General features: G+C 71.3%; 21 protein-coding genes. 7 read left to right on the top strand and 14 right to left on the bottom strand.

All coding sequences use genetic code 11. The features are described 5' to 3' along the window. Nucleotide 1: 1 nt before the first annotated feature. From ACIA8D_RS12545 to ACIA8D_RS12505, 9 genes are read right to left on the bottom strand one after another with little or no spacing between them, the layout of a single operon-like run. Nucleotides 2-943 (bottom strand): PDR/VanB family oxidoreductase, encoded by a 942-nt coding sequence (locus ACIA8D_RS12545; protein ID WP_399231327.1) that lies wholly within the window; start codon nt 941-943, stop codon nt 2-4. Between the two features lie 13 nt (nt 944-956). Then, nucleotides 957-2,585 carry a thiamine pyrophosphate-binding protein gene (locus ACIA8D_RS12540; protein ID WP_399231324.1) on the bottom strand — a complete coding sequence of 543 codons (1,629 nt, stop codon included), beginning with the start codon at nt 2,583-2,585 and terminating at the stop codon, nt 957-959. Nucleotides 2,586-2,594: 9 nt separating this feature from the next. Further along, nucleotides 2,595-3,371, bottom strand: coding sequence for an SDR family oxidoreductase (locus tag ACIA8D_RS12535; protein WP_399231322.1), 777 nt, complete (start codon nt 3,369-3,371; stop codon nt 2,595-2,597). Nucleotides 3,372-3,399: 28 nt separating this feature from the next. Continuing rightward, nucleotides 3,400-4,149 carry an SDR family oxidoreductase gene (locus ACIA8D_RS12530; RefSeq protein WP_399231320.1) on the bottom strand — a complete coding sequence of 250 codons (750 nt, stop codon included), beginning with the start codon at nt 4,147-4,149 and terminating at the stop codon, nt 3,400-3,402. Continuing rightward, the gene (locus ACIA8D_RS12525; protein WP_266721449.1) at nt 4,142-4,663 is read right to left on the bottom strand and encodes a cupin domain-containing protein; all 522 of its coding nucleotides are present in this window, start codon (nt 4,661-4,663) and stop codon (nt 4,142-4,144) included. Before ACIA8D_RS12525 ends, ACIA8D_RS12530 begins: the two co-directional genes overlap by 8 nt. A 29-nt stretch (nt 4,664-4,692) precedes the next feature. Next, nucleotides 4,693-5,457, bottom strand: a complete 765-nt coding sequence (locus ACIA8D_RS12520; protein ID WP_399231318.1) for an alpha/beta fold hydrolase — start codon at nt 5,455-5,457, stop codon at nt 4,693-4,695. Further along, complete coding sequence (locus tag ACIA8D_RS12515) at nt 5,454-6,248, bottom strand: aspartate dehydrogenase domain-containing protein (protein ID WP_399231316.1); 795 nt, start codon at nt 6,246-6,248, stop codon at nt 5,454-5,456. Before ACIA8D_RS12515 ends, ACIA8D_RS12520 begins: the two co-directional genes overlap by 4 nt. Next, nucleotides 6,245-7,150 carry a VOC family protein gene (locus ACIA8D_RS12510; RefSeq protein ID WP_399231314.1) on the bottom strand — a complete coding sequence of 302 codons (906 nt, stop codon included), beginning with the start codon at nt 7,148-7,150 and terminating at the stop codon, nt 6,245-6,247. Before ACIA8D_RS12510 ends, ACIA8D_RS12515 begins: the two co-directional genes overlap by 4 nt. Before the next feature lie 22 nt (nt 7,151-7,172). After that, nucleotides 7,173-8,657, bottom strand: a complete 1,485-nt coding sequence (locus tag ACIA8D_RS12505; protein ID WP_399231312.1) for an aldehyde dehydrogenase — start codon at nt 8,655-8,657, stop codon at nt 7,173-7,175. Nucleotides 8,658-8,876: 219 nt separating this feature from the next. Between ACIA8D_RS12505 and ACIA8D_RS12500 the strand changes: the two genes are divergently transcribed. Then, on the top strand, nt 8,877-10,268 hold the full coding sequence (locus tag ACIA8D_RS12500) for an MFS transporter (RefSeq protein WP_399231310.1): 1,392 nt from the start codon (nt 8,877-8,879) through the stop codon (nt 10,266-10,268). A gap of 118 nt (nt 10,269-10,386) precedes the next feature. On the opposite strand, the gene ACIA8D_RS12495 is transcribed toward ACIA8D_RS12500, so the two are convergent. Continuing rightward, a complete protein-coding gene (locus tag ACIA8D_RS12495; RefSeq protein WP_399231308.1) occupies nt 10,387-11,475 on the bottom strand; it encodes a TetR family transcriptional regulator in 1,089 nt (362 codons plus the stop codon). A 190-nt stretch (nt 11,476-11,665) separates the two neighbouring features. Here ACIA8D_RS12495 and ACIA8D_RS12490 point away from each other — a divergent pair, with 190 nt between their 5' ends. The 5 genes from ACIA8D_RS12490 to ACIA8D_RS12470 are packed head-to-tail and all read left to right on the top strand — an operon-like array spanning nt 11,666 to nt 16,669. After that, nucleotides 11,666-12,526: an FAD binding domain-containing protein gene (locus tag ACIA8D_RS12490; protein ID WP_399231307.1), complete on the top strand. Its 861-nt coding sequence runs from the start codon at nt 11,666-11,668 to the stop codon at nt 12,524-12,526. Further along, nucleotides 12,523-13,083 (top strand): (2Fe-2S)-binding protein, encoded by a 561-nt coding sequence (locus tag ACIA8D_RS12485; RefSeq protein ID WP_399231305.1) that lies wholly within the window; start codon nt 12,523-12,525, stop codon nt 13,081-13,083. The genes ACIA8D_RS12490 and ACIA8D_RS12485 overlap by 4 nt, the downstream gene beginning before the upstream one ends. 5 nt (nt 13,084-13,088) lie before the next feature. Further along, nucleotides 13,089-15,431: a xanthine dehydrogenase family protein molybdopterin-binding subunit gene (locus tag ACIA8D_RS12480; protein ID WP_399231303.1), complete on the top strand. Its 2,343-nt coding sequence runs from the start codon at nt 13,089-13,091 to the stop codon at nt 15,429-15,431. Between the two features lie 22 nt (nt 15,432-15,453). Next, a complete protein-coding gene (locus tag ACIA8D_RS12475) occupies nt 15,454-16,068 on the top strand; it encodes an SRPBCC family protein (RefSeq protein WP_399231301.1) in 615 nt (204 codons plus the stop codon). Nucleotides 16,069-16,126: 58 nt separating this feature from the next. After that, on the top strand, nt 16,127-16,669 hold the full coding sequence (locus ACIA8D_RS12470) for a MarR family winged helix-turn-helix transcriptional regulator (protein WP_399231299.1): 543 nt from the start codon (nt 16,127-16,129) through the stop codon (nt 16,667-16,669). Between the two features lie 194 nt (nt 16,670-16,863). On the opposite strand, the gene ACIA8D_RS12465 is transcribed toward ACIA8D_RS12470, so the two are convergent. From ACIA8D_RS12465 to ACIA8D_RS12450, 4 genes are all read right to left on the bottom strand, one after another. Further along, nucleotides 16,864-18,480 carry an FAD-dependent oxidoreductase gene (locus ACIA8D_RS12465; protein ID WP_399231297.1) on the bottom strand — a complete coding sequence of 539 codons (1,617 nt, stop codon included), beginning with the start codon at nt 18,478-18,480 and terminating at the stop codon, nt 16,864-16,866. 9 nt (nt 18,481-18,489) lie between these two features. After that, nucleotides 18,490-20,037: a glycerol kinase GlpK gene (gene glpK, locus ACIA8D_RS12460; RefSeq protein WP_399231296.1), complete on the bottom strand. Its 1,548-nt coding sequence runs from the start codon at nt 20,035-20,037 to the stop codon at nt 18,490-18,492. Between the two features lie 49 nt (nt 20,038-20,086). Continuing rightward, nucleotides 20,087-20,881 (bottom strand): MIP/aquaporin family protein, encoded by a 795-nt coding sequence (locus ACIA8D_RS12455; RefSeq protein WP_399231294.1) that lies wholly within the window; start codon nt 20,879-20,881, stop codon nt 20,087-20,089. 334 nt (nt 20,882-21,215) lie between these two features. Continuing rightward, nucleotides 21,216-22,016, bottom strand: a complete 801-nt coding sequence (locus ACIA8D_RS12450; protein ID WP_399231292.1) for an IclR family transcriptional regulator — start codon at nt 22,014-22,016, stop codon at nt 21,216-21,218. Nucleotides 22,017-22,318: 302 nt separating this feature from the next. Between ACIA8D_RS12450 and metH the strand changes: the two genes are divergently transcribed. Next, entirely contained in the window at nt 22,319-25,828 is a 3,510-nt protein-coding gene (gene metH, locus ACIA8D_RS12445; protein WP_399231291.1) for a methionine synthase, read from the top strand. Nucleotides 25,829-25,917: the final 89 nt, after the last annotated feature.

The raw sequence follows: 25,917 nt of genomic DNA, 5'->3' as shown, positions 1-25,917 counted from the left end.
ATTACAGGTCCAGGACGAGGCGGGAGCCGGCCGCGCAGCGCGAGACGCAGATCATCATCGAGGCGCTCGCGGCGTGCTCGGCTTCCGACAGGAGGAAGTCGCGGTGTTCGGGGGCGCCTTCGATGACGCGGGTCTCGCAGGAGCCGCAGATGCCGTCGCGGCACGAGCTGGCGACGTCGATGCCCGCGCCCTCGGCGGCCTCCAGGATCGAGGTGTCGGCGCCGACGGTGAGGGTCTGCCCGGAGGTGCGGCACTCGACCTCGAACTCGCCGTCGTCCGCGGACCGTTCGACGACGGGCGCGGCGAACCGCTCCAGGCGCAGTCGCTCGGCAGGGCAGCGCTCCTCCACGGCGGCGAGCAGCGGCTCGGGCCCGCAGGAGTACACGAGGGTCCCCTCGGGCAGCCCGGCGAGCGTCCCGTCCAGGTCGATGTGCCCCTGCTCGTCCTGCGGTACGAGGGTCAGGTCGCCGCCGAGCGCGGCCAGCTCGTCGGTGAACGCCATCGAGGCGCGCCCCCGGCCGCCGTACACCATGCGCCAGTCAGCGCCGCGCCGGGCGGCCTCCCGGGCCATCGCGAGGATCGGCGTGACACCGATGCCGCCCGCGACGAACACGTACGCCGGCGCGTCCTCCAGGGCGAAGTGGTTGCGCGGCTCGGAGACGGTCACCTGCTGGCCGGGGCGCAGCTTGGTGTGCACGTGCCGCGAACCACCGCGCGAGGACGGCTCGTTGAGCACGCCGATGCGGTACGTGCCGCAGTCGGCCGGGTCCCCGCACAGGCTGTACTGGCGGACCTGGCCGCCGACGTGCACGTCGAGGTGCGCGCCGGGCTCCCAGGCGGGCAACGGCTTGCCGTCGGGGTGGATCAGCTCGACGGACAGGACCCCGTCGGCCTCCCAGGTCATCCGCCGGACCAACAGGTCAAGGCGACGCTCTTCGGTCATGGTGCTGGCCTCCTTACGCGCCGGGGATCTTCACGGGCGGGGTGAACGGGTTCTTCATCGGGCCGAGCGCGGCCAGGTCGACCTCGACGAGGGTCGGACCCTCGGCGCCGACCGCCTGCTCCAGGACCGGCCGCGCGTGCTCGGCGTCCGCGATCCGCAGGTACGGCAACCCGCAGGCGCGGGCGAGGAGTTCGAAGTCCGGCGTGGCGAGGTCGACGCCGGAGCGGCGCTCGCTGTACCGGTCCTGCATGTTGCGCAGCACGCCGTAGCCGCCGTCGTTGAAGACCAGGACGGTCAGGCGGGGCCGCTCCTGGGCGACGGTGAGCAGCTCGCCGAGGTGCACGGCGAGGCCGCCGTCGCCCGCGATGACGACGGTGGGCCGCCCGGGGTCGGCGAGCGCGGCGCCGATGCCCATGCCGAGGCCCTGACCGATGCCGCCGCCGCGCGGGAAGACGTTGGAGCGCGGGTCGTACATCTCCAGAAGCCGGTTGCCCCAGCTGCTGGACGGGATCGTGACGTCCCGGGCGACGACGGCGTCGCGCGGCAGCACGGCGCGCAGGGCGTCGCAGATGGCCGCCTGCGGGCCGATGTTGTCGTGCAGCGTGGCCCGCACCTCGGCCCGTACGTCCTTGATCCGCCGCGTCCACGACGGCTCGGCGGCGCGGGCGTGGGGGAGCAGGGCGGCGAGCGCGTCGGCGGCGTCGGCGTGCAGGGTGTGCGCCGCCGGGTAGACGCGGCCGAGCGCTGCGGCGTCGACGTCGATCTGGATGTGCCGCTCGGCGTCCGGGAGCTCCAGGCCGTAGTCGGCGGTCTCGTTGGACCGGAAGTGGGTGCCGATCGTCAGCAGCACGTCCGCGTCGGCGAGCAGCGCGCGCCCGGCCGGAGTGGTCGCGAAGTTGCCGATGACCTGCGGGTGGTCCTCGGGGACCGCGCCGCGCCCGGAGTTGGAGGTGAGCAGGCCGGCGCCGGTCGCCTCGACGAGCGCGGTCAGCTCGGCGCCGGCGCGGGCCGCGCCGCCGCCGGCCCAGATCAAGGGACGCTCGGCGGAGGCCAACAGGGCCGCAGCGTCCGCGAGTTCGTGCTCGAGGACAGGGATGGCGGTCCGCTCCACGGCCACGGGGGCGTCCGTCTGGGCCGCGTACTGAAGGTCGATCGGCCACTCCACGCTCGCCGGGCCGCCGGGCGAGGCGAGCGCGGCGCGGGCGGCGGAGCGCAGCACGTCGCCCGCCTCCTCGGTGGAGCGCACCGTGGCCGCGTAAGCCGAGACGGCGTCGAGCATGCCGAGCTGGTTCTTCGTCTCGTGGATGAACCCGCGGCCGCTGCCGAGGAATTCGGCCTCGACCTGGCCGGTGACGTGCAGCACGGACGTGCCGGAGGCGAGCGCCTCGATCAGCGAACCGGCCGCGTTGCCCGCGCCCGTGCCGGTCGAGGTGAGCGCGCAGCCGATCGTGCCGCGGGCCCGGCCGTAGGCGTCGGCGGCGTTGACCGCGCTCGCCTCGTGCCGCACGGGCACGAAGCGCAGCTCGCGGTCGACGGCCTCGACGAGCGGCAGGTTGTGCACGGACACGATCCCGAAGACCGTGTCGACGCCGAGTTCCTTGAGGACGGCGACGAGGAGGTCACCGCCGTTGGTGTACTGCATGTGAACTCCTCAGAGAATGCCGCGGCCGACGCCGCCGCAGACATCGATGCCGGTCCCGGTGATGTACGAGGCGCGCGGCGAGAGCAGCGCGACGATCGCGTACGCGACCTCCTCGGCCCGGCCGAGCCGGCCGAGCGAGATGCCGCGGTCGGCGGCCAGCTCCGCCTGCCAGTCCTCGTAGCTCATCCCGGAGTCGGCGGCGGCGTGCCGGCGAGTCCACTGGCCGGTGTCGACGAGGCCGAGGCAGACCGAGTTGACCCGGATGCCCTCCGGGGCCAGCTCCTGGGACAGGGACTTCGAGAGGTTGAGGATGCCGGCGCGGGCGGCGCTCGTCGTGATCAGGCGCGGCTCGGGCTGCTTGGCGAGCACCGCGTTGACGTTGACGACGGAGGCCGCGTCGGACGCCTTCAGATGCTCCCGCGCCGCCTGGAGCGGGTTGAGCACGCCCGCGAACTTCAGCTCCAGCTCGTCGCGCCAGTCGTCCTCGGTCGTGTCGTCGAGGCGCTTCATGCGGGACTGGCCCGCGTTGTTGACGAGACCGTCGAGGCGCCCGCCGAAGGCCCGCGCGGACGCGGCCACGAAGCCGCGTACGGCGTCGGCGTCGCGCACGTCGCAGGTGGCGGTGAAGAGGCGGTCGTGTGCGCCGATCCTCTTCAGGCGGTCGGCGTCGCGCCCGCAGGTGGCGACGTTCGCGCCTTCGTCGAGGAGGGCGCGGACCGTGGCCAGGCCGACGCCCGAGCTGCCTCCGGTGACCACGTAGGTCCGGTCGGCGAGGCCCAGATCCATAACTCAGTGCTCCAGTAGGGAAGTTGGGTCAGTTCATGGTGAAGCCGCCGTTGACGGCGACCACCTGACCGGTCAGATAGCGGGACTCCTCCGAGAGGAGGAAGGAGGCGAGGCCCGTGAGGTCCTCGGGCTGCTGCGGCCGGGAGATCGCCCGGTTCGCGGCGTAGAGCCCGTGCCGTTCCTCCGGCACCCCCTCGGTCGCCTCGCACTCGGTGAGGCCGGGCGCCAGCGCGTTGACGGTGATGCCGCGCTCGCCGAGCTCCCGAGCCATGGCCCGGGTGAGGGCGATGACCGCACCCTTCGACGTGATGTAGTGCGCGAGCCTCGGAGAGCCGTAAAGGGCCGCGTCCGACGCGATGTTGACGATGCGTCCTGTCGGACCGAACAGCGGGTGCAGGGCCTTGGCCACCAGCCAGGGGCCGCGCGCGTTGATCGTCATCAGGCGGTCCCAGGTCTCGATGTCGATGTCCTGGAACTCCTTGCCGCCGACGCCGTTGGCGAGGGCAGCGTTGTTGACGATTCCGTAGAGCCCGCCAAAGTCCCGTACGAACGCGGCGAGTTCGTCGACGGACGCCGGGTCAGCCACGTCGCAGCGGGTGAAGTGCGCGTCGAGGCCCTCGGCCCGCAGCTCCTCCGCGGCGCGCGCGCCGCGCTCGGGGTCGACCTCGGCGAGCACGACCCGGAAGCCGTCCTCGCCGGCCCGGCGGGCCATGGCCAGTCCCAGACCACGGCCCGCCCCGGTCACGACGACCGTGCGCGCGTGCGGCGCATCAGTCACGGGTGACACCGTGCATCGGCGAGTACTCGGGGTACGAGGGCACCTGCGGCTTCTGCGTGCCGATGACGACACAGAACAGGGCGTCGGTGTCGCCCTCGTTCTTCAGCGAGCGGGTCACACCGGCGGGCACCACGATCATGTCGCGGTAGCCGAGGGTGCGGTACTCGACCTCGTCCGGGCCGCGGTGCACACCCACGCGGACCTCGCCCTCCAGGACGAAGAAGGCCTCCTCCACGTCGTGGTGGGTGTGGGCCGGGCCCTCGGCGCCGGGCGGCAGCAGCATGTTGGAGAACGTGAAGCCGCCGGACGGGAGGATGCGGCTGTCGCCCTCGTGGTTGCCGGTGGCGCCGGAGCCCACGTAGCGGATCTGGCCGCGGCGGTACTGCTTGCCCGCCTTCTCCTGGAAGGAGAGCGTGTCGAAGTCGGCGACGCGCGACTCCTTCGAGGCGATCAGCGAGTCGGTGTACGTGCCGAGGTCGCCGCCGTTGTCGTACTCGGTGGTGGTCAGAGGCATGGTGTGCGTCCTTAGGTAGGCACTGACAGCTAGGCAGTGACGATGTGCAGGTGGGACAGGACCCAGGCGTTGAACCGTTCGGGCTGTTCCTGGTTGGCCAGGTGACCGGCGTCCTTGACGATCACGTAGGCCGTCTTGTGCAGGCCCCCGGCGATGACCTGGGAGGCCTCGACGCCGGTGACCTTGTCGCGGTCGCCGCAGATCACGAGCGTGGGCGCGGTGACGGCGGACAGTTCGGGGCGCAGGTCGGCGCCCGCCATGGCCTCGGCGGCGTACCCGTAGCCGGGCAGCCGTACGGAGGCGGCCATGGTGTCGACGACCCGCTCGACGAGTTCGGCGGGCGCGAGCTCCGAGACCAGGCGCGGTCCGCGCTTCTCGGCGAACGCGCGCGGTCCCGCCTCGGCCAGCTCGGCGGCGCGGGCCCGCATGCCCTCCGCCTTCTTCGGATCGGTGCCGGAGCCCGCGCTGGAGTCGGCGACGATCAGCGAGTCCACGAGGTCCGGGTGCCGGGTCGCGAGCCGCAGGGCGATGACCCCGCCCCACGAGACACCGAGGACGTGCGCGGAGGTGCCGTACGAGCGGATCACGTCGGCCGCGGCGTCCGCGAAGCCGTCGAGGTCCAACGGGCCGTCCGGATCGGCCGACTTGGCGTAGCCGGGCGCGTCCCAGGCGACGACGCGGGCGTGCGGCGCCAGTGCTTCGAGCTGCGGGGCGAAAGCGGCCGAGGAGGATCCGATGCCGTGCAGGCACAGCAGCAGGGGGCCTTCGGTGCCCGCCTCTTCCACGTGGATCACAGGATCTGCCCCGACCGGCCGGCGAGCGCGGTCACCGAACGCAGCACCGAGTACGGCACGACCTGGCTGGTCGCCGGGTTGCCCGGGTCCGGCCGGTGCGCGACCTCGAAGCGGTACGCGCCGTGCTCCCCGGACGCCTCGATGACGTGCCGGGTGCGCGTGGCCCCCGGATCGGCGACGACCTCGACCCGCACAGCGTCCAGGTCGCCGACGGCGAGGGCGACCGAGGCGGCCACGTTCGTCGACTTGGGGAACTTCACCGGCACGTCGCGCGCCGTGCCCGACATGACCGTGACAGGGTCGGTCGCCGAACGCATCAGGCCCAGCAACTCCTCGTCCATCCACGGCTGTTCGAGGGTGGAGGGCAGCTTCGTGGTGGTGAGCCGGACGTCCTCGATCGGCCCCAGGGCCCGCACGGCCTGGAGCAGATCGAGGCCGCCGACCGCGCCGCCCGTGAAGAACACCCGGCCGGGCCCGGCGGCGAGCAGCCGCTTGGCCAGCTCGTCGTCGGTGAGGGCCCCGGTCGAGGCCACGAGCAGATCGGTGCCCGAGGTGAGGACGTGCTCGCCCCACTCCCGGACGACGCCCTGACCGGCCGCCTCGACGATCAGGTCGCAGCGCTCGATGGCCTCCTCGAAGGTCACCTGCGGCGCGGGCGCCGCCTCGCCGAGCGGGCGGTTGTCGACGATGCCGGTCAACTCGGCGCCCTGTACGTCCCCTTGGGCCAGTGCGGTGCCGACGACGCGGCCGATGGCGCCCCAGCCGACGAGTCCGACCTTCAGCGTGCTCATGCCTGAATCCCTTCCGGCGAACCGGCCATGTGACAGCGGATCTCCTTGGACGGCGGGCCCGCCGTCCCCCACAGGTCGGACAGCTCCGGCACCCGCCGCCACACCTTGGCGATCCATCGGTCCTCGACGATCTGGGCGACCTCGGACGTGTACTCGCAGACGAGCCCGGTCGGGTCGGTGAAGTAGGAGAAGGTGTTGTTGCCGGGCCCGTGCCGCCCCGGGCCCCACTGCGGGACGATCCCGTGGTGGCGCAGGCGCCCGAGCCCGCGCATGAAGTGGTCGACCGAACTCATCTCGTACGCCACGTGGTTGAGGGACACCCACTCGGCCTGGTTGAACGCGATGCAGTGGTGGTCGGCGTTGCAGCGCAGGAACGCCATCTGGTGCTCGGACCAGTCGGAGACGCGCAGGCCGAGGACGTCGCAGTAGAACGCGACGGCGGCGTCGATGTCGGGGGTGTTGAGGACGGCGTGCGTGACACCGACCGGCACGGCCGTGTCCTGCCCGCGCGGGGCGACGGCCCAGGTCTCGGCGGACAGCTCGACGAGCCGGCCCTCGTGGTCGTGGAAGCGCAGGCCGTAGCCGCCGCCGACCTGGTCGAGCGGTCCGGGCCCCGCGACGGGAACGATCCCGCGGGCCTCCAGGCGGCGCGCCGCCTCGTCGATCTCGGCGGGGGTGGTGACGGCGAACACGAGGCGGCCGAGGCCGGTGCGCTCGGAGCGGGTGAGCTGGAGGGCGTGGTGCTGCTCGCCGGTGCCGCGCAGCCAGCTCGCGCTGTGCTCGGACTCGACGACCTCCAGGCCCCACGCCTCCTCGTAGAAGTCGGTGGCCTCGGCGAAGGACGGGGTGAGCAGTTCGACGGAGCGCAGGGCGCGCAGCCGGGCGATCGGGGGGTGGGACATGGGAACTCCGATGCGGGGGTGGTCAGTTGGCCCAGGGGAGCGGGGCTTCGGACGTGCCCCAGTACAGGGACTTCTGGCGTTGGTAGGCGCGGATGGCGTCACGTCCCTTCTCGGTGCCGAGGCCGCTGTCCTTCAGCCCGCTGAACGGGGTGGACGCGCTGAACTGCTTGTACGTGTTGATCCACACGGTGCCCGCGTCGATCCGGCGGGCCAGGTTCCAGGCGGCGCGGTGGTCGCGGGTCCAGATCCCGCAGGCCAGGCCGTACACCGAGTCGTTGGCCTGCTCGACCAGGTCGTCCTCGTCGTCGTAGGGCAGGACCACCAGGACCGGGCCGAAGATCTCCTCCTGGCAGGTGCGGGAGTCGTTCGCGAGGCCCGCGAGGACGGTCGGCAGGTAGTACGCGCCGTTCTCGTATGCGGGGTTCTCGGGGGCGGCGCCGCCGCAGAGCACCTCGGCGCCCTCGGAGCGGGCGAGGTCGACGTACTCGGCGACCGAGTCCCGGTGCTTCGCGTGCACGAGCGGGCCGACCTGGGTGTCGGGGTCGGTACCGGGTCCGACCCGCAACTTGCTCACCCGCGAGACGAGTTCGCCGACGAACGAGTCGTACAGCGACGCGTGCACGAACAGCCGCGAACCGGCGATGCAGGACTGCCCGCTGGACGAGAAGATGCCGAACATCACGCCCGCGAGGGCCTGTTCGACGTCCGCGTCCGCCCGCACGATCGTGGGCGACTTGCCGCCCAGTTCGAGGGAGGCGGGGATCAGCTTGCGTGCGGCGATCTCCGCGATGGAGCGGCCGGTCTCCGTGCCGCCCGTGAACCCGATCCGGCCGACGAGCGGGTGCTTGACGACGGCGTCGCCGACCACCCGGCCACTGCCCGGAAGCACCGACAACAGGGCGGTCGGCAGGCCGAGTTCGGTGAGCGCGCGGGTGATGATCCGGCCGAGCTTCAGGGAGACCAGCGGGGTCCAGGCCGCGGGCTTGAGCAGCACCGCGTTCCCGGCGGCCAGGGCGGGCGCGATCTTCTGCGCGTCGCTGGCCACGGGGGAGTTCCACGGGTTGACCGCCCCGACCACACCGATCGGCTCGTGCACGCTCATCGTGACGTACGGGCCGCGCGAGGGGGTGATGGCCTCCTCGGTGGTCTCCAGGGTGGCGGCCAGGTACCGGAAGGTGCCGGCCGCGCTGAGCGCGAGCGCCTTCGTCTCGGTGAGGGTCTTGCCGGTGTCGGCGGTCTGCGTCGCGGCCAGCTCGTCCGCGGCCTGTTCGGTCAGCTCGGCGATCCGGTACAGGAGCCGGGCCCGCTGGTGGGACAGAAGGTCGCGCCAGGCCGGGTCCGCCGCTGCCGCCGCCGCGGCCCGCGCGGCCTCGTCGACCTCTTCGGCGGACGCGGTGTGCAGCGTGGCGAGCACCTGTCCGGTGGCGGGGTCGACCGTGTCGAGCGGGGCACCGGAGCCGCGTCGCCACTGGCCCGCGACCAGGATTTCGGTGGGGTGGTGGGACACGGCGGGACCTCCGGCGCACGGGAGTTGACTTGCTGAAGCACTAGAAAGCTAAGCGCTTAAATGTTTCTCCGCAAGGCCCTGTCGTCGGGTTCTTCGTCGTTCACCTGTCTTCAGATCCCTAAGTGGCTAACCATTGACCGCTTAGGAGTTGCCTTCTACTGTCGCCGGAACTCCTCATGAACTCTCCGCACGCTCGCGTGCTCGCGGAAGGACCCCTCCATGACGACTGTGGCCGGTAACGCCGGAGCAGCCGGAGCACCCGGAAAACAGGGCCTCGGCTCGATCGCGGCCAGACTCGAACGGCTGCCGCACTCCCGCTGGCACGTCAAGGTGCGCTTCCTGATCGGCGCCGTGACGTTCTTCGAGGCCTTCGACCAGCTCCTGGCCGCCTCCGCGCTGCCCGTCCTCATCAAGGACTGGCACCTGAGCACGGGGCAGGCGACCTTCGCGGTCACCACGGGTTCCATCGGCATGCTGCTCGGCGCGTTGGTCGCCGGCTGGCTGGGGGACCGGATCGGCCGGGTGCGCACGGTGGCCCTGGGCGTCGCGATCACCGGCCTCGCCAGCCTCGCCGTCGCCACGGCGAACGGCATCGAGCTGTTCTCGCTCTTCCGGTTCGTCCAGGGACTCGGCATCGGCGGCGTCGTCCCGGTCGCGGCCACGTACATCAACGAGATCTCCCGCTCCGACAAGCGCGGCCGCTTCGTGCTGCTCTACGAGATGATCTTCCCGGCCGGCCTCGCGGCCGCCAGCCTCGTCGCGGTGTGGGTCGTGCCGAACCTCGGCTGGCGCGCCATGTTCATCCTGGGCGGGCTGCCCGTCCTGATCGCCGTGGCGCTGCCCAAGCACGTCGCGGAGTCGCCGCGCTGGCTGCTGTCGCAGGGGCGCGTGGAGGAGGCCGAGAAGGTCATCGCCAGGATCGAGTCCGAGGTCGAGCGAGCCGTGGGTGAACCGCTGCCCGAGCCCGGCCCCGCACCCGTGGCGGAGACCGGCCGGGGCCGGTTGCGGGACCTGTTCACCGGCCGCTATCTGCGGCGCACCGCCGTCCTGTCCGGCCTGTGGTTCATCGCGTACTACGTCAACCACGGCATCTCGACGTGGCTGCCCTCGCTCTACACCAAGAACTTCGGCCTCGACCTGACGACCGCGCTGGTCTACACGCTGCTCAGCAACATCACCGGCCTGGTCGGCACCTTCGTCGTCGCGCTCCTCATCGACCGGATCGGGCGGCGCCCCGCCCTGGTCGCCGCGCTCGGCGGCACGGCGCTCACCCTCGGGATCCTGGCCATGGTCGGGGTGACGTCGGGGCTCCAGGTCGCCCTGTTCGCCTCCTGCACGACGTTCTTCGTCTACGCGATCAACGCGGGCCTCTACCTCTACTCGCCGGAGCTCTACCCGACGCGGAACCGGGCCACCGGCGCCGCCTTCGGCGGCCTGTGGAACCGGCTCGGCGTCATCCTCGGCCCGATCACGGTCGGCGCGATCATCGGATCCGGCAGTGGCCTGGGCCTGGTCTTCGCGCAGTTGGCGATCGTGGCAGTCGTGGGTGCGGTGATCGCGCTGTTCGCGGTGGAGACGAAGGGGAGGACGCTGGAGGAGCTGAACGCGTAACGGGGGAGCGGGGGGATGTCGCGGCGCCGGGCCTGGTGGGTCCGGCGCCGTTGTCATGCATCGGGGGCTTCTGGCTACGGCGCCGTTCTCGTGCGGTGAGGTCGGTCCGGGGCAGACCTCAGGCGGTGCCCGGCGGGTCCGCGAGGGCCTCGCCCAGCGTCCCGAGGAGCGCCCGCAGCCCGCGCCGCTCCTCCGGCCGCAGCCCGCCGAGCAGCTCCCGCTCGCCCGCCCTGCGCTCCTCGGTGACCCGGTCGACCAGCTCCCGCCCGGCCTCGGTCAGCCGCAGCTGCACGATCCGCCGATCCCGCTCGTCGCCCTCCCGCTCGATGAGCCCGGCCCGCGCGAGCCGGTCTGCGTGCTGGGTCATCCCGCCGGCCCTGAGCGCCCCGGCCGCCGCCAGCTCGCCCATGGTGCGGCGGTGCGGGGCGGGGGTGCGGCGCAGCTCGGCGAGCACCTCGAAGGCGGTGAGCGAGAGGCCGTGCCGCTTGACGACGCGGCCGATCAGCGTGCGGTAGCGGGTGGCGCAGTCGGTGAGGGCGGCGAAGACGCGGGTGTCGGCGTCGGTGGCGGGGGAGTCCTCGGCCCTCGGTGGCCCGTCGGCGCCCTCCGCCTGCGTGCCGATGGCCGCGGTCAGCACGTCGGTGAGCAGCGGCTCCAGTTCGGCCGTCGGCACCGAGCGGGCCGGCTCGTGGGCGAACAGGTAGCGCTCCATGATGACGCCGAACAGGACGCTGCGGATCATGCCGATCCGGGCCGCCGCCCCGGGCCCTTCGCCGAGCACGCCCCGCAGGGGCCCGGTCACCAGGCGTTCCAGGAGTTCGCTCAACTGCTCGGCGCTGGGCGGGTGGTTGAGCGCCGAGCGGATCAGCGCGGCCAGCGGGTCCTGGGCGGAGAGGCGGTCCCAGCGGTCCAGGTAGGAGTGCGCGAGGGCGCCCGGGAGGCCGGCCGGATCGTTGCCCGCCTCGTCGAGCAGGGCGGCCGTGACGCCGGTCCCCTCGCCGACGACGGCGCGGAAGAGCCCGTCCTTGGAGCTGAAATACGCCATGACGAGTCCGGGTGTCACCCCGGCCTCGGCGGCGATGGCCCGGATGCCGACGCCCTGATAGCCGTGGGCCGCGAACAGCCGCCGGGCCGCTTCGAGCACGGCCCTCCGGTTCCCCTCGGGGTCGTGCGATCGGCCGCGCCGCTTCTCCTGCTGTGGGTCCACAGAGCAACAGTAGTCGAGCCGGGAGAGGGGCCAGTTTGTGCACGGGCGTTCAAATCAGTTACCCGTGCAAGGGCTGGCTAGGCTCGATGTTACCGATCCCCTTGCCAAGAAGGTACTTCAGAGTCAATCATTTCAGCTCTTAGGTAATCCGTACCGTTCGCTCGCTCCGAGAGGCCTGGTGGCAGACGGTTTGAAACCCACACCCTTCGACTACTGCGCCCCGCGCTCCGTCCCGGAGGCGCTCGCCCTGCTCGCCGACGAGGACCGCGATCCCAAGGTCGTGGCCGGCGGCCAGTCGCTGATCCCGATGCTGAGCATGCGGCTCGCCCGCCCCGGACTGCTCGTCGACATCACCCGCATCCCCGGCCTCGGCGAACTCTCCGTCGACGCGTCGGGCGCGCTGCGCGTCGGTGCCGCCGTCCGCCAGCGCGACGCGGCCGCCGATCCCCGCGTCCGTGCGGGCTGGCCGCTGCTCGCCGCCGTGATCGGTTACATCGGGCACCCGCAGATCCGCGCCCGCGGCACCGTCTGTGGCAGCCTCGTCCACCACGACCCGGCCGCGGAACTCCCCACCGCGGCCCTGGCGTTGGGAGCGCGCTTCGTCATCGCCGGCCCGGCGGGGGAGCGCACCGTGGACGCCGAGGAGTTCTTCCTCGCCACCTTCCAGACCGCCGTGGAACCGGACGAACTTCTCACCGAGGTCGTCCTTCCGCCCCATCGAGGCGGCTGGGCCTTCGAGGAACTCGCCCGCAGGCACGGCGACTTCGCCACCGTCGGCGTCGCCGTACTCCTCGAACGGGAAGGGGACACCGTGGCCGCCGCCCGCGTCGTCCTCTGCGGCGTCGGCCCCACTCCGGTCCGGCTGACCGCCGTCGAGGCGGCGCTGACCGGCACCGACGCGGGGCAGGCCGCCCTGACCGCCGCCCGGGAGGCCGCCCTCGCGCACCTCGACCCGTCCGACGACGTCCACGCCACGGCCGCGTACCGCCGCGAGGCCGCCGCCCACCTCCTCGTCCGCGCCTGCACCACCGCTTGGGAGCGCACCCGATGACCACGCCGAGCCCCGCCACCGTCCGTACCCCGCCGCTCGCCGAACCCTCCGGCTGGCACGAGGTTCGGCTCACCGTGAACGGCGACCCCGTCACCGCCCAGGTCGAATCCCGGCTGCTGCTCAGCGACTTCCTGCGCGACCGGCTCCGGCTCACGGGTACGCACGTCGGCTGCGAGCACGGCGTCTGCGGGGCCTGCACCGTCCTCGTCGACGGCACGCCCGTCCGGTCCTGCCTCACGCTCGCCGTCCAGTGCGAGGGCGCCGTCCTGCGCACCGTGGAGGGGCTCGCGCCCGGGGAGGCGCCGCTCACCCCCGTACAGGAGGCCTTCCACGCCTGCCACGGCATGCAGTGCGGCTTCTGCACCCCCGGCTTCCTCATGACCGCGACCGCCCTGACCGAACAGGACGAGCGGCCCGACGACACCGAGGTCGCCGACGCGCTCAGCGGCCACCTCTGCCGCTGCACCGGCTACCGCAACATCCGCCGCGCGCTCACCCGCGCCCTCGACGAGACGTACGAACCCGTACCGGCCGCCGACGCGCGGCGAGGGGAGTGATCCGCATGTCCACCACCTGGATCGGCCGCCCCGTCCCCCGCGTCGAGGACGACCGCCTGCTGCGCGGCAACGGCCGCTACGTCGACGACATCGACCTGCCCGACGCCGCGGAGGCCGCCGTCCTGCGCAGCCCGCACGCCCACGCCCGCATCGAGTCCGTCGACGTGACCGCCGCGCTCGACACCCCCGGCGTCGTGGCCGTCTGGACCGGCGCCGACGTCGCCCACCTCGCACCGCTCCTGAACAAGGAGGAGCTGCGCACCCCGCCCCGCCTCGCCGAACTCCTCGCCCCGCGTGTCGAGGCGACCCCGATGCCGCTGCTCGCCACCGACAAGGTGCTGTACGTCGGCCAGCCCGTCGCCGTCGTCCTCGCCGACAACCGCTACCTCGCCGAGGACGCCCTCGAGCGCGTCGACGTCCGTTACGCGCCCCTGCCCGTCCTCGTCGACCCCGACCGGGCCCTCGCCGACGACGCCCCACGGCTTCACGAGGACCTGCCGGACAACACGGCGGTGGCTGTCGCGGCCCAAGTGGGCGACCCCGACGCCGCGTTCGCCGCCGCGCACACCGTCATCAGCGAGGAGTTCCAGGCCCACCGCTACGTCGCCTCACCCATCGAGACACGCGCCGTCGCCGCCCGCGTCGACCCGTACAGCGGCGAGCTCACCGTCTGGTCGAACACCCAGACCCCGCACCGCGTCCGCGAGTCCATCGCGACCACCCTCGGCCTGGACACCGAGTCCGTCCGCGTCATCGCCACCGACGTCGGCGGCGGCTTCGGCCAGAAGGGCATCCTCTACGTCGAGGAAATGCTCATCCCGTACGCGGCGGCCGAGCTGGGCCGCCCCGTCGTATGGCGCGAGGACCGCAACGAGAACCTCACCGCCGCCTCGCACGCCCGTGAGCAGCTCCACCGCATCGAACTCGCCGCCGACGCCGACGGAAGACTCCTGGCCGTACGCGACCGGATCACCGTCAACTTCGGCGCGTACAACATGACCGGCCTGGTCGTCCCCTACAACTCGCTGTGCCACCTCCTCGGCCCCTACCGGATCCCGAACGTCGACATCGACGTCGTCGGCGTCCTCACCAACACCGCCTTCGCCACCCCGTACCGGGGGGCGGGGCGCCCCGAGGCGGTCTTCGCGATGGAGCGGGCGATGGACCGACTGGCCGCACAACTTGACCTGGAACCGGCCGAGTTGAGAGCCCGCAACCTCGTCGGCCCCGACGACATGCCGTACACGACCGGCCTCGTCGACCGCTCCGGCAACCCCCAGTCGTACGACTCGGGGGACTTCCCCGAACTGCTCCGCCGGGCCCGCGCCAAGGTCTCCGTGCCCACGGAGGTGCGCGAAGGCAAGCACATCGGCGTCGGCTACGCCCTGTACATCGAGGCCACCGGCCTCGGCCCGTTCGAGACCGCGCGCATCGACATCGCGCCCAGCGGCCGCGTCAAACTCGCCATCGGCGCGCCCTCGCAGGGCCAGGGCCACCGCACCTCCATGGCGCAGATCGCGGCGGACGCGCTCGGTGTGCCGCTCGACATCATCGACGTCGTCGGCGGCGACACCTCCGCGACCCCCTTCGGTGTCGGCACCATCGCCAGCCGCGCCCTCGTCAACGCGGGCAACGCCACGCACCGTGCGGGAAAGCTCGTCCGCGAGAAGGCCCTCGACGCGGCGGCCCGCCGCCTCGACATCCCCGTCGCCGAACTCACCCTCACCGACGCCGTGTTCACCACCAAGGCGGCCGACGGGCCGACCCTCACCCTCGCCGAACTCACCGGCCGCGCCCCGCTTCCCGGCACCCCCGAACCCACCGACGGCCGGCACGGCACCGAACTCAGCGAGACCGTCCACTTCCGCCCGCCCGGCTTCGCCGTCGCCAGCGGAGCGCACGCCGCCGTCGTCGAAGTCGACGTGAAAACAGGTGAGTTGGAGATTCTCCAGTACGTCGTCGTCCACGACGCCGGTGTCATCGTCAACCCGCTGATCGCCGAGGGTCAGGTCACCGGAGGCATCGCCCAGGGCATCGGCGGCGCCCTCTACGAGGAGATGATCTACGGCCCCGACGGCCAGCCCCGCACCGGCACCTACATGGACTACCTCGTCCCCACCTCCTCCGAGATCCCCGATCTCGACATGGACGAGATCCACTCGCCGAGCCCCATGAACGACCTCGGCGTGAAGGGCCTCGGCGAGGGCGGCGCCATCGCCCCGCAGGCCGTCCTCGCGAACGCCGTCGAGGACGCCCTGCGCCCCTTCGGCGTCGTCGTCCGACGCGGCCCGCTCTCGCCCAGCCGCATCCGCGACCTGCTGCGCGACGCCCCCGCCCCCACCCACTGACCCCCGACCGGGAGACCCCGCCATGCAGCTCGACCACACCTTCACCGTCCCGGCGGCGCCGGACGACGCCTGGAAGCTCTTCCACGACCTCGGCCGCGTCGCCCCCTGCATGCCGGGCGCGGTCCTCGACACCCTCGACGGCGACACCTTCACCGGCCGCGTGAAGGTCAAGGTCGGCGCGGTGCAGATGAGTTACCACGGCGAGGGCGCCGTCACCCGCGACGAGGCCGCCCGCAGCATGCGGCTCGACCTCAGCGGCAGCGAGACCCGCGGCGCGGGCACAGCCGCCGCGACCGTCACCGCGGAGCTCCTCGCCGACCCCGCGGGCACCCGCGTCCGCGTCCGCACCGACCTGGACATCACCGGGCGCCCCGCCCAGTTCGGCCGCGGCATCATGACGGAGGTCGGCGACCGCATCGTCGGACAGTTCGCCGAACGGCTCGCGGCGTTGATGTCGAGCCCGCACACGGAGTCCGCGGCTCCGGCGGGGCCCGGCGAACCGGAGGCCGTCGACCTCGGCGCCGCCGCCCTGCCCGTCCTCCTGAGGAAGGCCGCCGTTCCGGCCGCCGCGGCGCTCGCGGCGGTGATACTGGTCGGGGTGATCGGTAGGCGCCGCCTCGGATCGCTTCAGGGGTAGAATTTTCAGGGGCGTACGATTTCGCGTCCGCCCGTGGGAAGCGCGCGAGGGGACGGGGATGGCCGAGCGGAAGGCGAAGCGGCACGACGCCGTGACACAGATCGTGGCGGACTGGGCGCGCGAGCGGCCCGAGCTCGACACCGGACCGCTGGAGGTGCTGGCCCGCCTGCACCGCTCGTTCCTGCGCTACAACACGAAACTCAACGCGTCGATCGAACGCCACGGCCTGTCGGTCGCGGGCTTCGACGTGCTGACCGCACTGCGCCGCGCGGGCAAGCCCTACCGGCTCACCGCCGGGCAGCTCGCCGACTCGGGGCTCGTCTCGTCCGCCGGGGTCACCCTGCGCATGGACCGCCTGGAGAAGGACGGCCTGATCGTGCGCGAGCGGGACGCCGACGACCGCCGCGTCGTCTACTCCCGCCTCACCGACCTCGGCCTGGCCACGGTCGACGAGGTCTTCACCAACCACCTCGCCAACGAGGAACGCATGCTGGCCGGCATCTCCCCAGCCGAACGCCGCCAACTGGCCCGCCTGCTCGGCAAGTTGGAACACTCGATCCTGGACGCGGACGAGACGGACCCTTCGGCGACGGGCGAGTAGATCAAGCCCCTGCGGCGATTGAGGCGCGAGGTCCGGGGCATAGCCCCGAATCCGCAACGCCGGTGCGGCAAATCAGCCCCGCCGGCGATTGAGGCGCGGGGCCCGGGGCGGAGCCCCGCGACCGCAACCCCGGCACAGCCGAAAGGGGCGGCTCCCCCCGTGGGAGCCGCCCCTTTGGTCACCCCGGGTGAGCCCTATTTCTTGTCGAGCAGATCCTGCACCCTGGACCGAACATCATCCGTGTCCAGCCCCCGAATCGTCAGCGTCGTCCGCCGCCGCAACACATCGTCCTGCGTCTCCGCCCACTCGTGATCCCGCGCGTACACGACCTGCGCCCAGATCTCCGGCGCATCCGGGTGCACCCGCTCCGCCAGCTCCGGATTCTCGTTGGCGAGCCGCGCGATGTCGAAGGACAGCGAACCGTAGTGCGTCGCCAGGTGCTTGGCGGTGTCAGCGCCCATCCGCGGACCGGGCGCGGGACTGTCGACGAGCAGCCGGTGCGCGACGGCGCGCGGGTTGGCGACACCCGGCAGCGGCAGCTTCTTCGGCAGCTTGTTGATCGGCTCGAAGTCGTCGCCCAGCGGGTGTCCCGGCAGCGCCTCCAGCTTCTGCATCACCGTGCGGCCGATGTGCCGGAACGTCGTCCACTTGCCGCCCGCGACGGACAGCATGCCGCCCTTGCCCTCGTTGACGACCGTCTCCCGCTTGGCCTTCGATGTGTCGCCGGGCCCACCCGGCAGTACCCGCAGACCGGCGAAGGAGTACGTCATCAGCTCCCGCTTGAGCTGCTGGTCACGGACCGAGAACGCGGCCTCGTCGAGGATCTGGTCGATGTCCTTCTCGGTGACCGAGACGTCGGCGGGGTCACCCTCGTACTCCTCGTCGGTCGTGCCGAGCAGCAGCATGTCCTCCCAGGGGAGGGCGAAGGTGATGCGGTACTTGTCGATCGGGGTCGCGAGCGCGGCCTTCCAGGGGGCGGTGCGCTTCATGACCAGGTGCGCGCCCTTGGACAGGCGGATGGACGGCGCCGCGTTCGGGTCCTCCATCTTGCGCAGGTGGTCGACCCACGGCCCCGTCGCGTTCAGCACCAGACGGGCGTTGACGCCGAACTCCGCACCGTCGGTGCGGTCCTTGAGCTCGGCACCGGTGACCCGGCCGTTGGTGAACCGCAGCCCGGTGACCTCGGAGTGGTTGAGAACGACAGCGCCCGCGTCGACAGCCGCACGGACCGTCATCAGCGCCATCCGCGCGTCGTTCATCTGGTCGTCGCCGTACACGGCCACGGCCTTCAGGTTGTCGGTGCGCAGCTCCGGCACATCGCGCTGGGCCTTCTCCGGGGACAGCAGGTGCCCCACCCCGTCGCCGAACGCGGACAGCGCGCTGTACGCGAAGACACCCGCGCCCAGCTTTGCCGCGCCGTGCGGGCCGCCCTTGTAGACGGGCAGGTAGAAGGTGAGCGGGTTGGCGAGGTGCGGGGCCACGTTCCGGGACACCGCACGCCGCTCGAAGTGGTTCTCCGCGACCAGCTTCACCGCACCGGTCTGCAGGTAGCGCAAGCCCCCGTGGAGCAGCTTGGAGGACGCGGAGGACGTGGCGCCGGCGAAGTCGCCGGCGTCGACCAGGGCCACCCTGAGACCGGACTGCGCCGCGTGCCAGGCAGTGGAGATGCCCAGGATGCCGCCGCCGATGACCAGGAGGTCGTACGTCGCCTTGGAAAGCTGCTCGCGGGTCTCGGCGCGGCTCGGGTTGGAACCGGCGACCGGGTGCGTTCCGAGGGCAGGCACGGTCTGCAGGGTGGACTGGGTACTCATGGTGGGGTGTTACTCCTCGACAGAGCTGTCTTCGAGCCAGCCCATGGACCGCTCCACGGCCTTGAGCCAGCTCTTGTACTCACGGTCGCGGGTTGCCGCGTCCATGCGGGGGGTCCACTCGGCGGCCCGGCGCCAGTTGGCGCGGAGCTCGTCGGTGTTGGACCAGAAGCCGACGGCGAGACCGGCGGCGTATGCGGCGCCGAGGCAGGTCGTCTCGGCGACCATCGGGCGCACCACCGGCGCGTCCAGGAAGTCCGAGAGGGTCTGCATCAGCAGGTTGTTGGAGGTCATGCCGCCGTCGACCTTGAGCGCGGTCAGTTCGACGCCGGAGTCCTTCGTCATGGCGTCGGTGATCTCGCGGGTCTGCCAGGCGGTGGCCTCGAGCACGGCGCGCGCGAGGTGCGCCTTGGTGACGTAGCGGGTCAGACCCGCGATGACACCGCGCGCGTCCGAGCGCCAGTACGGGGCGAACAGGCCGGAGAAGGCGGGCACGAAGTACGCGCCGCCGTTGTCCTCGACCGAGGACGCGAGCGTCTCGATCTCGGCGGCCGACTTGATCAGCCCCATCTGGTCGCGCATCCACTGCACCAGGGAGCCCGTGACGGCGATCGAGCCCTCAAGTGCGTAGACCGGCTTCTGGTCGCCGATCTGGTAGCCGACCGTGGTCAGCAGGCCGGAGTACGAGTTGATGGCCTTGTCGGCGGTGTTCATCAGCATGAACGTGCCGGTGCCGTACGTGGACTTGGCCTCGCCCTCGGCGAAACAGGTCTGGCCGAACAGGGCCGCCTGCTGGTCGCCGAGCGCCGAGGCGACCGGGATCCCGCCGAGCAGGTCGCCCAGCTTGCCGCCGGTGACCTCGCCGTAGACCTCGGCGGAGGAGTGGATCTCCGGCAGCATCGACATCGGGACGCCGATGGAGGAGCAGATGCGCTCGTCCCACTGCATCTCGTGCAGGTTCATCAGCATCGTGCGGGAGGCGTTGGTGACGTCGGTGAAGTGCTTGCCGCCGTTGACACCGCCCGTCAGGTTCCAGATGACCCAGGTGTCCATCGTGCCGAAGAGGATGTCGCCGCGCTCGGCGCGCTCGCGCAGGCCCTCGACGTTGTCGAGCAGCCAGCGGGCCTTGGGCCCCGCGAAGTAGGAGGCCAGCGGGAGGCCGGTCTCGCGGCGGAAGCGGTCCTGGCCGACGTTGCGGCCGAGTTCCTTGCACAGGGCGTCGGTGCGGGTGTCCTGCCAGACGATGGCGTTGTGGACGGGCTCACCGGTGTTCTTGTCCCAGAGCAGCGTCGTCTCGCGCTGGTTGGTGATGCCGATGGCCTTGATGTCGTCCCGGGTGATGCCGGCCTTGGTGATGGCACCGGCGACGACCTCCTGGACGTTCGCCCAGATCTCGTTCGCGTCGTGCTCGACCCAGCCCGGCTTCGGGAAGATCTGCTCGTGCTCCTTCTGGTCGACGGAGACGATCCGGCCGTCCTTGTCGAACACGATGCAGCGGCTGGACGTGGTGCCCTGGTCGATCGCCGCGATGAAGGGGCCGGTGGTGTGTGCGTCGGTCACGGTGTGCTCCTCGTGCGTGGTTCGTGAGTGGTCGGTTGCGTGGCGTCGCTCAGAACAGCTTGTAGATCAAGCCGGCGAGGGCACCGCCGACGAGCGGGCCGACCACCGGGATCCAGGCGTACGACCAGTCGGAACCGCCCTTGTTGGGCAGCGGGAGCAGCGAGTGCACGATGCGCGGGCCGAGGTCACGGACCGGGTTGATGGCGTAGCCCGTCGGGCCACCGAGGGAGAGGCCGATGCTGACGACGACGAGTGCGGTGATCAGGGCGCCGAGGACGCCCAGGCCGTTGCCTTCGTCGTTCAGACCCTGCGTGAGGATCGCCAGGACGAGGACGACCGTGGCGATGATCTCGGTCATGAGGTTCTGCGCCACGTTCCGGATCTCCGGACCGGTGGAGAAGACGCCGAGCACGGGGCCCGCCTCGGGCGCGGCCTTCGGGTCGACGAGGCCCTCGTCGTCAGCGGCACCGTTGTGCGCGACCAGGACCTCACGGTCGGTGAGGTGGGCGTGGAACTGCCCGTAGTACGCGAGCCAGACCAGGACCGCGCCGATCATGGCGCCGAAGAGCTGGGAGACCAGGTAGAGCGGCACGTCGCTCCACTTGGTGCCGCCCTCGATGGCGAGACCGACGGTGACGGCGGGGTTCAGGTGGGCGCCGGAGACGCCACCCACCATGTAGGCACCGGTAAGAACCGCGAAGCCCCAGCCGAACGCGATGGCGACCCAGCCGGCCTCGTAGGCCTTCGAGCGCTTGAAAGTGACGGCGGCGCACACGCCACCGCCCAGCAGAACCAAAATGGCGGTACCGATGGTCTCGCCGAGGAAGATGTCGTGGCTGGACACCCGCGACTCCTTTGTCCTTCGTCCAGGGGAAAACCCGAGTAACGAACCTCCCGGGTCCCTTTCCGGTGGTCCGAGCCCTCAGGCGAGGGTCGGGTCCGGTCTGGCCTGTTGACACTCTAACGCGTATTGCCGGTAGGTGTTCGACAATGCCGACCGATGGACGCGAGTCTCGCTCTGCGGTTCCCGGCTCGTCAAGGGATCTTTTATCGAATGCGCGATCGTTATTGATCGCCTGCGGTTATCGGCCCGTCGTTGTGGGGCGACAGGCCGGTGGGCGTTCAACGATGGTCACTCGGATCGGTGCGGCCTGCACCTTGAATCCGGCGGGCGCGGCTCAGAAGCGGCTGGCGCCCAGATCGCGGGAGACGGCGCGCGCGCAGTCGCGGACGGCGGCGATCAGCTCGGGGCGCAGCCCGCCGGAACCGGCGTCGCCGCCCGCCCCGCCGTCGTCGGGGGCCTTGCAGACGCGCTCGACGGCGCCCGTGATGCCCACGGCACCCACCGGCATCCGGTGCCGGTCGTGGATCGGGGCGGCGACCGAGGCCACGCCCTCCCAGGTCTCCTCGATGTCGGCGGCGTACCCGCGCGCACGGGTGAGATCGAACACCGCCTCCAGGTCGCCGGAGTCGCACACCGTGCGCGCGGTGAAGTCCTTGCGCTCGGCCTCCAGGACCTCGCTGTGCGCCACCGGGTCGTACGCGGAGAGCACCTTGCCCAGGGCCGTGGAGTGCAGCGGCTGCATCACGCCGACCTCCAGGACCTGCCGGCTGTCGTCGGGCCTGAAAACGTGGTGCACGATCAGCACGCCTCCCTGGTGCAGCACGCCGAGGTAGACCGCCTCGCCGCTGGAGCGGGCCAGGTCGTCCGTCCACACCAGGGCGCGGGCCCGCAGCTCGTGCACGTCCAGGTAGCTGTTGCCCAGGCGCAGCAGTTCGGCGCCCAGCTGGTAGCGGCCCGAGGCGGAGTCCTGCTCCACGAAGCCCTCGGCCTGCAGGGTGCGCAGGATGCCGTGGGCCGTGCCCTTGGCGAGACCGAGCGCGGCGGCGATGTCCGAGAGGCCGAGCCGCCGCTCGCCGCCCGCGAGCAACCGGAGCATGGCCGCGGCCCGTTCGAGCGACTGGATGTTGCGTGCCATCGCAGTCCCTTCCTCCCTCGGTTCTTCTCGCTGACAGGTCGCTGGCGGATCACTGGCGGATCGCTGGCTGGAGTCGCCATGCAACGTTCGGCAATGCTGAACAGTATCGGTCGTTGCCGACCTCGGGCGAGCGCGGCGTGCGCCAATATTTCCATCGGACGCTTCCGGCCACGACACGCGCATGCCGTTCCGGCTCGTGGACGTACTCACGAGGGGACCATCGTCCCCGTTACCCTGACCGGGTGCGCCTCCGGGAGTGGAGCCGCAAAGCCGACAGCCGTCGCACCTCTGGGAGAACTTTTATGGCCTCGTTGCCAACGCCCGCATCCGATCCCCGCGCCCGTGTGGACGCCCTCCGAGAAGCCCTCGCCACCCGCGTCGTGGTGGCCGACGGAGCGATGGGCACCATGCTGCAGGCGCAGGACCCGACGCTTGAGGACTTCCAGCAGCTCGAAGGCTGCAACGAGATCCTGAACGTGACGCGGCCGGACATCGTCCGCTCGGTCCACGAGGAGTACTTCGCCGTCGGTGTCGACTGTGTCGAGACCAACACGTTCGGCGCGAACTTCGCCGCCCTGAGCGAGTACGACATCCCCGAGCGGAACTTCGAGCTCTCCGAGGCCGGTGTCCGCATCGCCCGCGAGGTCGCCGACGAGTTCACCGAGAAGACGGGGCAGCAGCGCTGGGTTCTTGGTTCGATGGGCCCCGGTACCAAGCTCCCCACCCTCGGACACGCTCCGTACACGGTGCTGCGCGACGCCTACCAGACCAACGCCGAAGGCATGATCGCGGGCGGCGCCGACGCCCTTCTGGTGGAGACCACCCAGGACCTCCTGCAGACCAAGTCCGCGATCCTCGGCGCCCGCCGGGCCCTGGACGCCACCGGCGCGAACCTCCCGCTGATCTGCTCGGTCACCGTCGAGACCACCGGCACGATGCTGCTCGGCTCCGAGATCGGTGCCGCCCTGACGGCCCTGGAGCCGCTGGGCATCGACATGATCGGCCTGAACTGCGCCACAGGGCCCGCCGAGATGAGCGAGCACCTGCGCTATCTCGCCCGGCACTCCCGCATCCCGATCTCCTGCATGCCCAACGCGGGCCTGCCGGTCCTCGGCAAGGACGGCGCCCACTACCCGCTCACGGCGCCCGAGCTGGCCGAGGCCCAGGAGACCTTCGTACGCGAGTACGGCCTCTCCCTGGTCGGTGGCTGCTGCGGCACCACGCCCGAGCACCTGCGCCAGGTCGTCGAGCGGGTGCGCGGCATGGAGCCCACGACCCGCGCTCCGCAGCCCGAGCCGGGCGCCGCCTCGCTCTACCAGACGGTGCCGTTCCGCCAGGACACCGCGTACATGGCGATCGGCGAGCGCACCAACGCCAACGGCTCGAAGAAGTTCCGCGAGGCCATGCTGGAGGCCCGCTGGGACGACTGCGTGGAGATGGCCCGTGACCAGATCCGCGAGGGCGCGCACATGCTCGACCTGTGCGTCGACTACGTGGGCCGCGACGGCGTCGCCGACATGCAGGAGCTGGCGGGCCGCTTCGCCACCGCCTCCACGCTCCCGATCGTCCTGGACTCGACCGAGGTCGACGTCATCCAGGCCGGCCTGGAGAAGCTCGGCGGCCGCGCCGTCATCAACTCCGTGAACTACGAGGACGGGGACGGCCCCGAGTCCCGCTTCGCGAAGGTCACCAAGCTGGCGCGGGAGCACGGCGCCGCGCTGATCGCGCTGACCATCGACGAGGAGGGCCAGGCCCGCACCCCCGAGCACAAGGTCCAGATCGCCGAGCGGCTGATCGAGGACCTCACCGGGAACTGGGGCATCCACGAGTCGGACATCCTCATCGACTGCCTGACGTTCACTATCTGCACGGGTCAGGAGGAGTCCCGCAAGGACGGCATCGCGACCATCGACGCGATTCGCGAACTCAAGCGCCGCCACCCGGACGTGCAGACGACGCTGGGCCTGTCGAACATCTCCTTCGGCCTCAACCCGGCCGCCCGTATCCTCCTCAACTCGGTCTTCCTCGACGAGTGCGTGAAGGCCGGCCTGGACTCGGCGATCGTGCACGCCTCGAAGATCCTGCCGATCGCCCGGTTCGACGAGGAGCAGGTCACCACCGCTCTCGACCTGATCTACGACCGGCGCGCGGAGGGTTACGACCCGCTGCAGAAGCTGATGGCGCTGTTCGAGGGCGCCACCGCGAAGTCGCTGAAGGCCGGCAAGGCCGAGGAACTGGCAGCGCTGCCGCTCGACGAGCGCCTCCAGCGGCGCATCATCGACGGCGAGAAGAACGGTCTGGAGACCGACCTCGACGAGGCGCTGGAGACCCGGCCCGCCCTCGACATCGTCAACGACACGCTCCTGGCGGGCATGAAGGTCGTCGGCGAACTGTTCGGTTCCGGCCAGATGCAGCTGCCGTTCGTGCTCCAGTCCGCCGAGGTCATGAAGATCGCGGTGGCCCACCTGGAGCCGCACATGGAGAAGTCGGACTCGGAGGGCAAGGGCACCATCGTGCTCGCCACCGTCCGCGGCGACGTCCACGACATCGGCAAGAACCTCGTCGACATCATCCTGTCCAACAACGGCTACAACGTGGTGAACCTGGGCATCAAGCAGCCCGTCTCCGCGATCCTCGACGCCGCCGCCGAGCACCGCGCCGACGTCATCGGCATGTCCGGGCTCCTGGTCAAGTCGACCGTGATCATGAAGGAGAACCTGGAGGAGCTCAACCAGCGCAAGCTGGCCGCCGACTTCCCGGTGATCCTCGGCGGCGCCGCCCTCACCCGCGCGTACGTCGAACAGGACCTGCACGAGATCTACGAGGGCGAAGTCCGCTACGCCCGCGACGCGTTCGAGGGCCTGCGCCTGATGGACGCCCTCATCGCGGTCAAACGCGGCGTGCCCGGGGCGACCCTGCCGGAGCTCAAGCAGCGCCGGGTCCCCAAGCGGGACGTCGTGATCGAGGACGAGGTCGACGAGGGGCCGGTGCGCTCCGACGTCGCCGTCGACAACCCGGTCCCCGAGCCGCCGTTCTGGGGCACCCGCGTCATCAAGGGCATCCAGCTCAAGGAGTACGCGTCCTGGCTCGACGAGGGCGCCCTCTTCAAGGGCCAGTGGGGCCTGCGCCAGTCCCGTACCGGCGACGGTCCCTCGTACGAGGAGCTGGTGGAGTCCGAGGGCCGGCCGCGCCTTCGCGGCTGGCTCGACAAGCTGCACACGGACAACATGCTCGAAGCGGCCGTCGTGCACGGCTACTTCCCGTGCGTGTCCAAGGGCGACGACCTGATCATCCTGGACGACGCGGGCAACGAGCGGACCCGGTTCACCTTCCCGCGCCAGCGCCGCGGCCGCCGCCTGTGCCTCGCGGACTTCTTCCGCCCGGAGGAGTCCGGCGAGACCGATGTCGTCGGCCTCCAGGTCGTCACCGTCGGCTCCAGGATCGGCGAGGAGACGGCGAAGCTGTTCGCGTCAGACTCCTACCGCGACTACCTCGAACTGCACGGCCTGTCCGTGCAGTTGGCGGAGGCCCTCGCCGAGTACTGGCACGCGCGCGTGCGTTCCGAGCTGGGCTTCGCGGGTGAGGACCCGGACGCCATGGCGGACATGTTCGACCTGAAGTACCGGGGTGCCCGCTTCTCCCTCGGTTACGGCGCCTGCCCGAACCTGGAGGACCGCGCGAAGATCGCCGACCTCCTGGAGCCGGAGCGGATCGGTGTCCAGCTCAGCGAGGAGTTCCAGCTCCACCCCGAGCAGTCCACCGACGCGATCGTCATCCATCACCCCGAGGCGAAGTACTTCAACGCGCGGTAATCCGGACCAGTCGTACACTGGTCGGTCCAGCGCAGGCCGGTTGCCCTTTGTGTTCGAAAGGGGGCAACCGGCCTCTTCGTCCCTCATGG

This window comes from Streptomyces sp. NPDC051684 (assembly GCF_044453445.1).
GTDB lineage: Bacteria > Actinomycetota > Actinomycetes > Streptomycetales > Streptomycetaceae > Streptomyces.
Note: the sequence above shows the minus strand (reverse complement) of the source record. Positions and strands in the feature narration are given on the sequence as shown.

What these genes read in the sequence shown, in the direction of transcription:
- ACIA8D_RS12525 (WP_266721449.1), bottom strand. Translation starts at nt 4,663, where the DNA reads ATGCCTCTGACCACCACCGAGTACGACAACGGCGGCGACCTCGGCACG.
- ACIA8D_RS12515 (WP_399231316.1), bottom strand. Translation starts at nt 6,248, where the DNA reads ATGAGCACGCTGAAGGTCGGACTCGTCGGCTGGGGCGCCATCGGCCGC.
- ACIA8D_RS12465 (WP_399231297.1), bottom strand. Translation starts at nt 18,480, where the DNA reads ATGAGTACCCAGTCCACCCTGCAGACCGTGCCTGCCCTCGGAACGCAC.
- ACIA8D_RS12535 (WP_399231322.1), bottom strand. Translation starts at nt 3,371, where the DNA reads ATGGATCTGGGCCTCGCCGACCGGACCTACGTGGTCACCGGAGGCAGC.
- ACIA8D_RS12485 (WP_399231305.1), top strand. Translation starts at nt 12,523, where the DNA reads ATGACCACGCCGAGCCCCGCCACCGTCCGTACCCCGCCGCTCGCCGAA.
- ACIA8D_RS12540 (WP_399231324.1), bottom strand. Translation starts at nt 2,585, where the DNA reads ATGCAGTACACCAACGGCGGTGACCTCCTCGTCGCCGTCCTCAAGGAA.
- ACIA8D_RS12510 (WP_399231314.1), bottom strand. Translation starts at nt 7,150, where the DNA reads ATGTCCCACCCCCCGATCGCCCGGCTGCGCGCCCTGCGCTCCGTCGAA.
- ACIA8D_RS12500 (WP_399231310.1), top strand. Translation starts at nt 8,877, where the DNA reads ATGACGACTGTGGCCGGTAACGCCGGAGCAGCCGGAGCACCCGGAAAA.
- ACIA8D_RS12450 (WP_399231292.1), bottom strand. Translation starts at nt 22,016, where the DNA reads ATGGCACGCAACATCCAGTCGCTCGAACGGGCCGCGGCCATGCTCCGG.
- metH (WP_399231291.1), top strand. Translation starts at nt 22,319, where the DNA reads ATGGCCTCGTTGCCAACGCCCGCATCCGATCCCCGCGCCCGTGTGGAC.
- ACIA8D_RS12475 (WP_399231301.1), top strand. Translation starts at nt 15,454, where the DNA reads ATGCAGCTCGACCACACCTTCACCGTCCCGGCGGCGCCGGACGACGCC.
- ACIA8D_RS12470 (WP_399231299.1), top strand. Translation starts at nt 16,127, where the DNA reads ATGGCCGAGCGGAAGGCGAAGCGGCACGACGCCGTGACACAGATCGTG.
- ACIA8D_RS12480 (WP_399231303.1), top strand. Translation starts at nt 13,089, where the DNA reads ATGTCCACCACCTGGATCGGCCGCCCCGTCCCCCGCGTCGAGGACGAC.
- ACIA8D_RS12545 (WP_399231327.1), bottom strand. Translation starts at nt 943, where the DNA reads ATGACCGAAGAGCGTCGCCTTGACCTGTTGGTCCGGCGGATGACCTGG.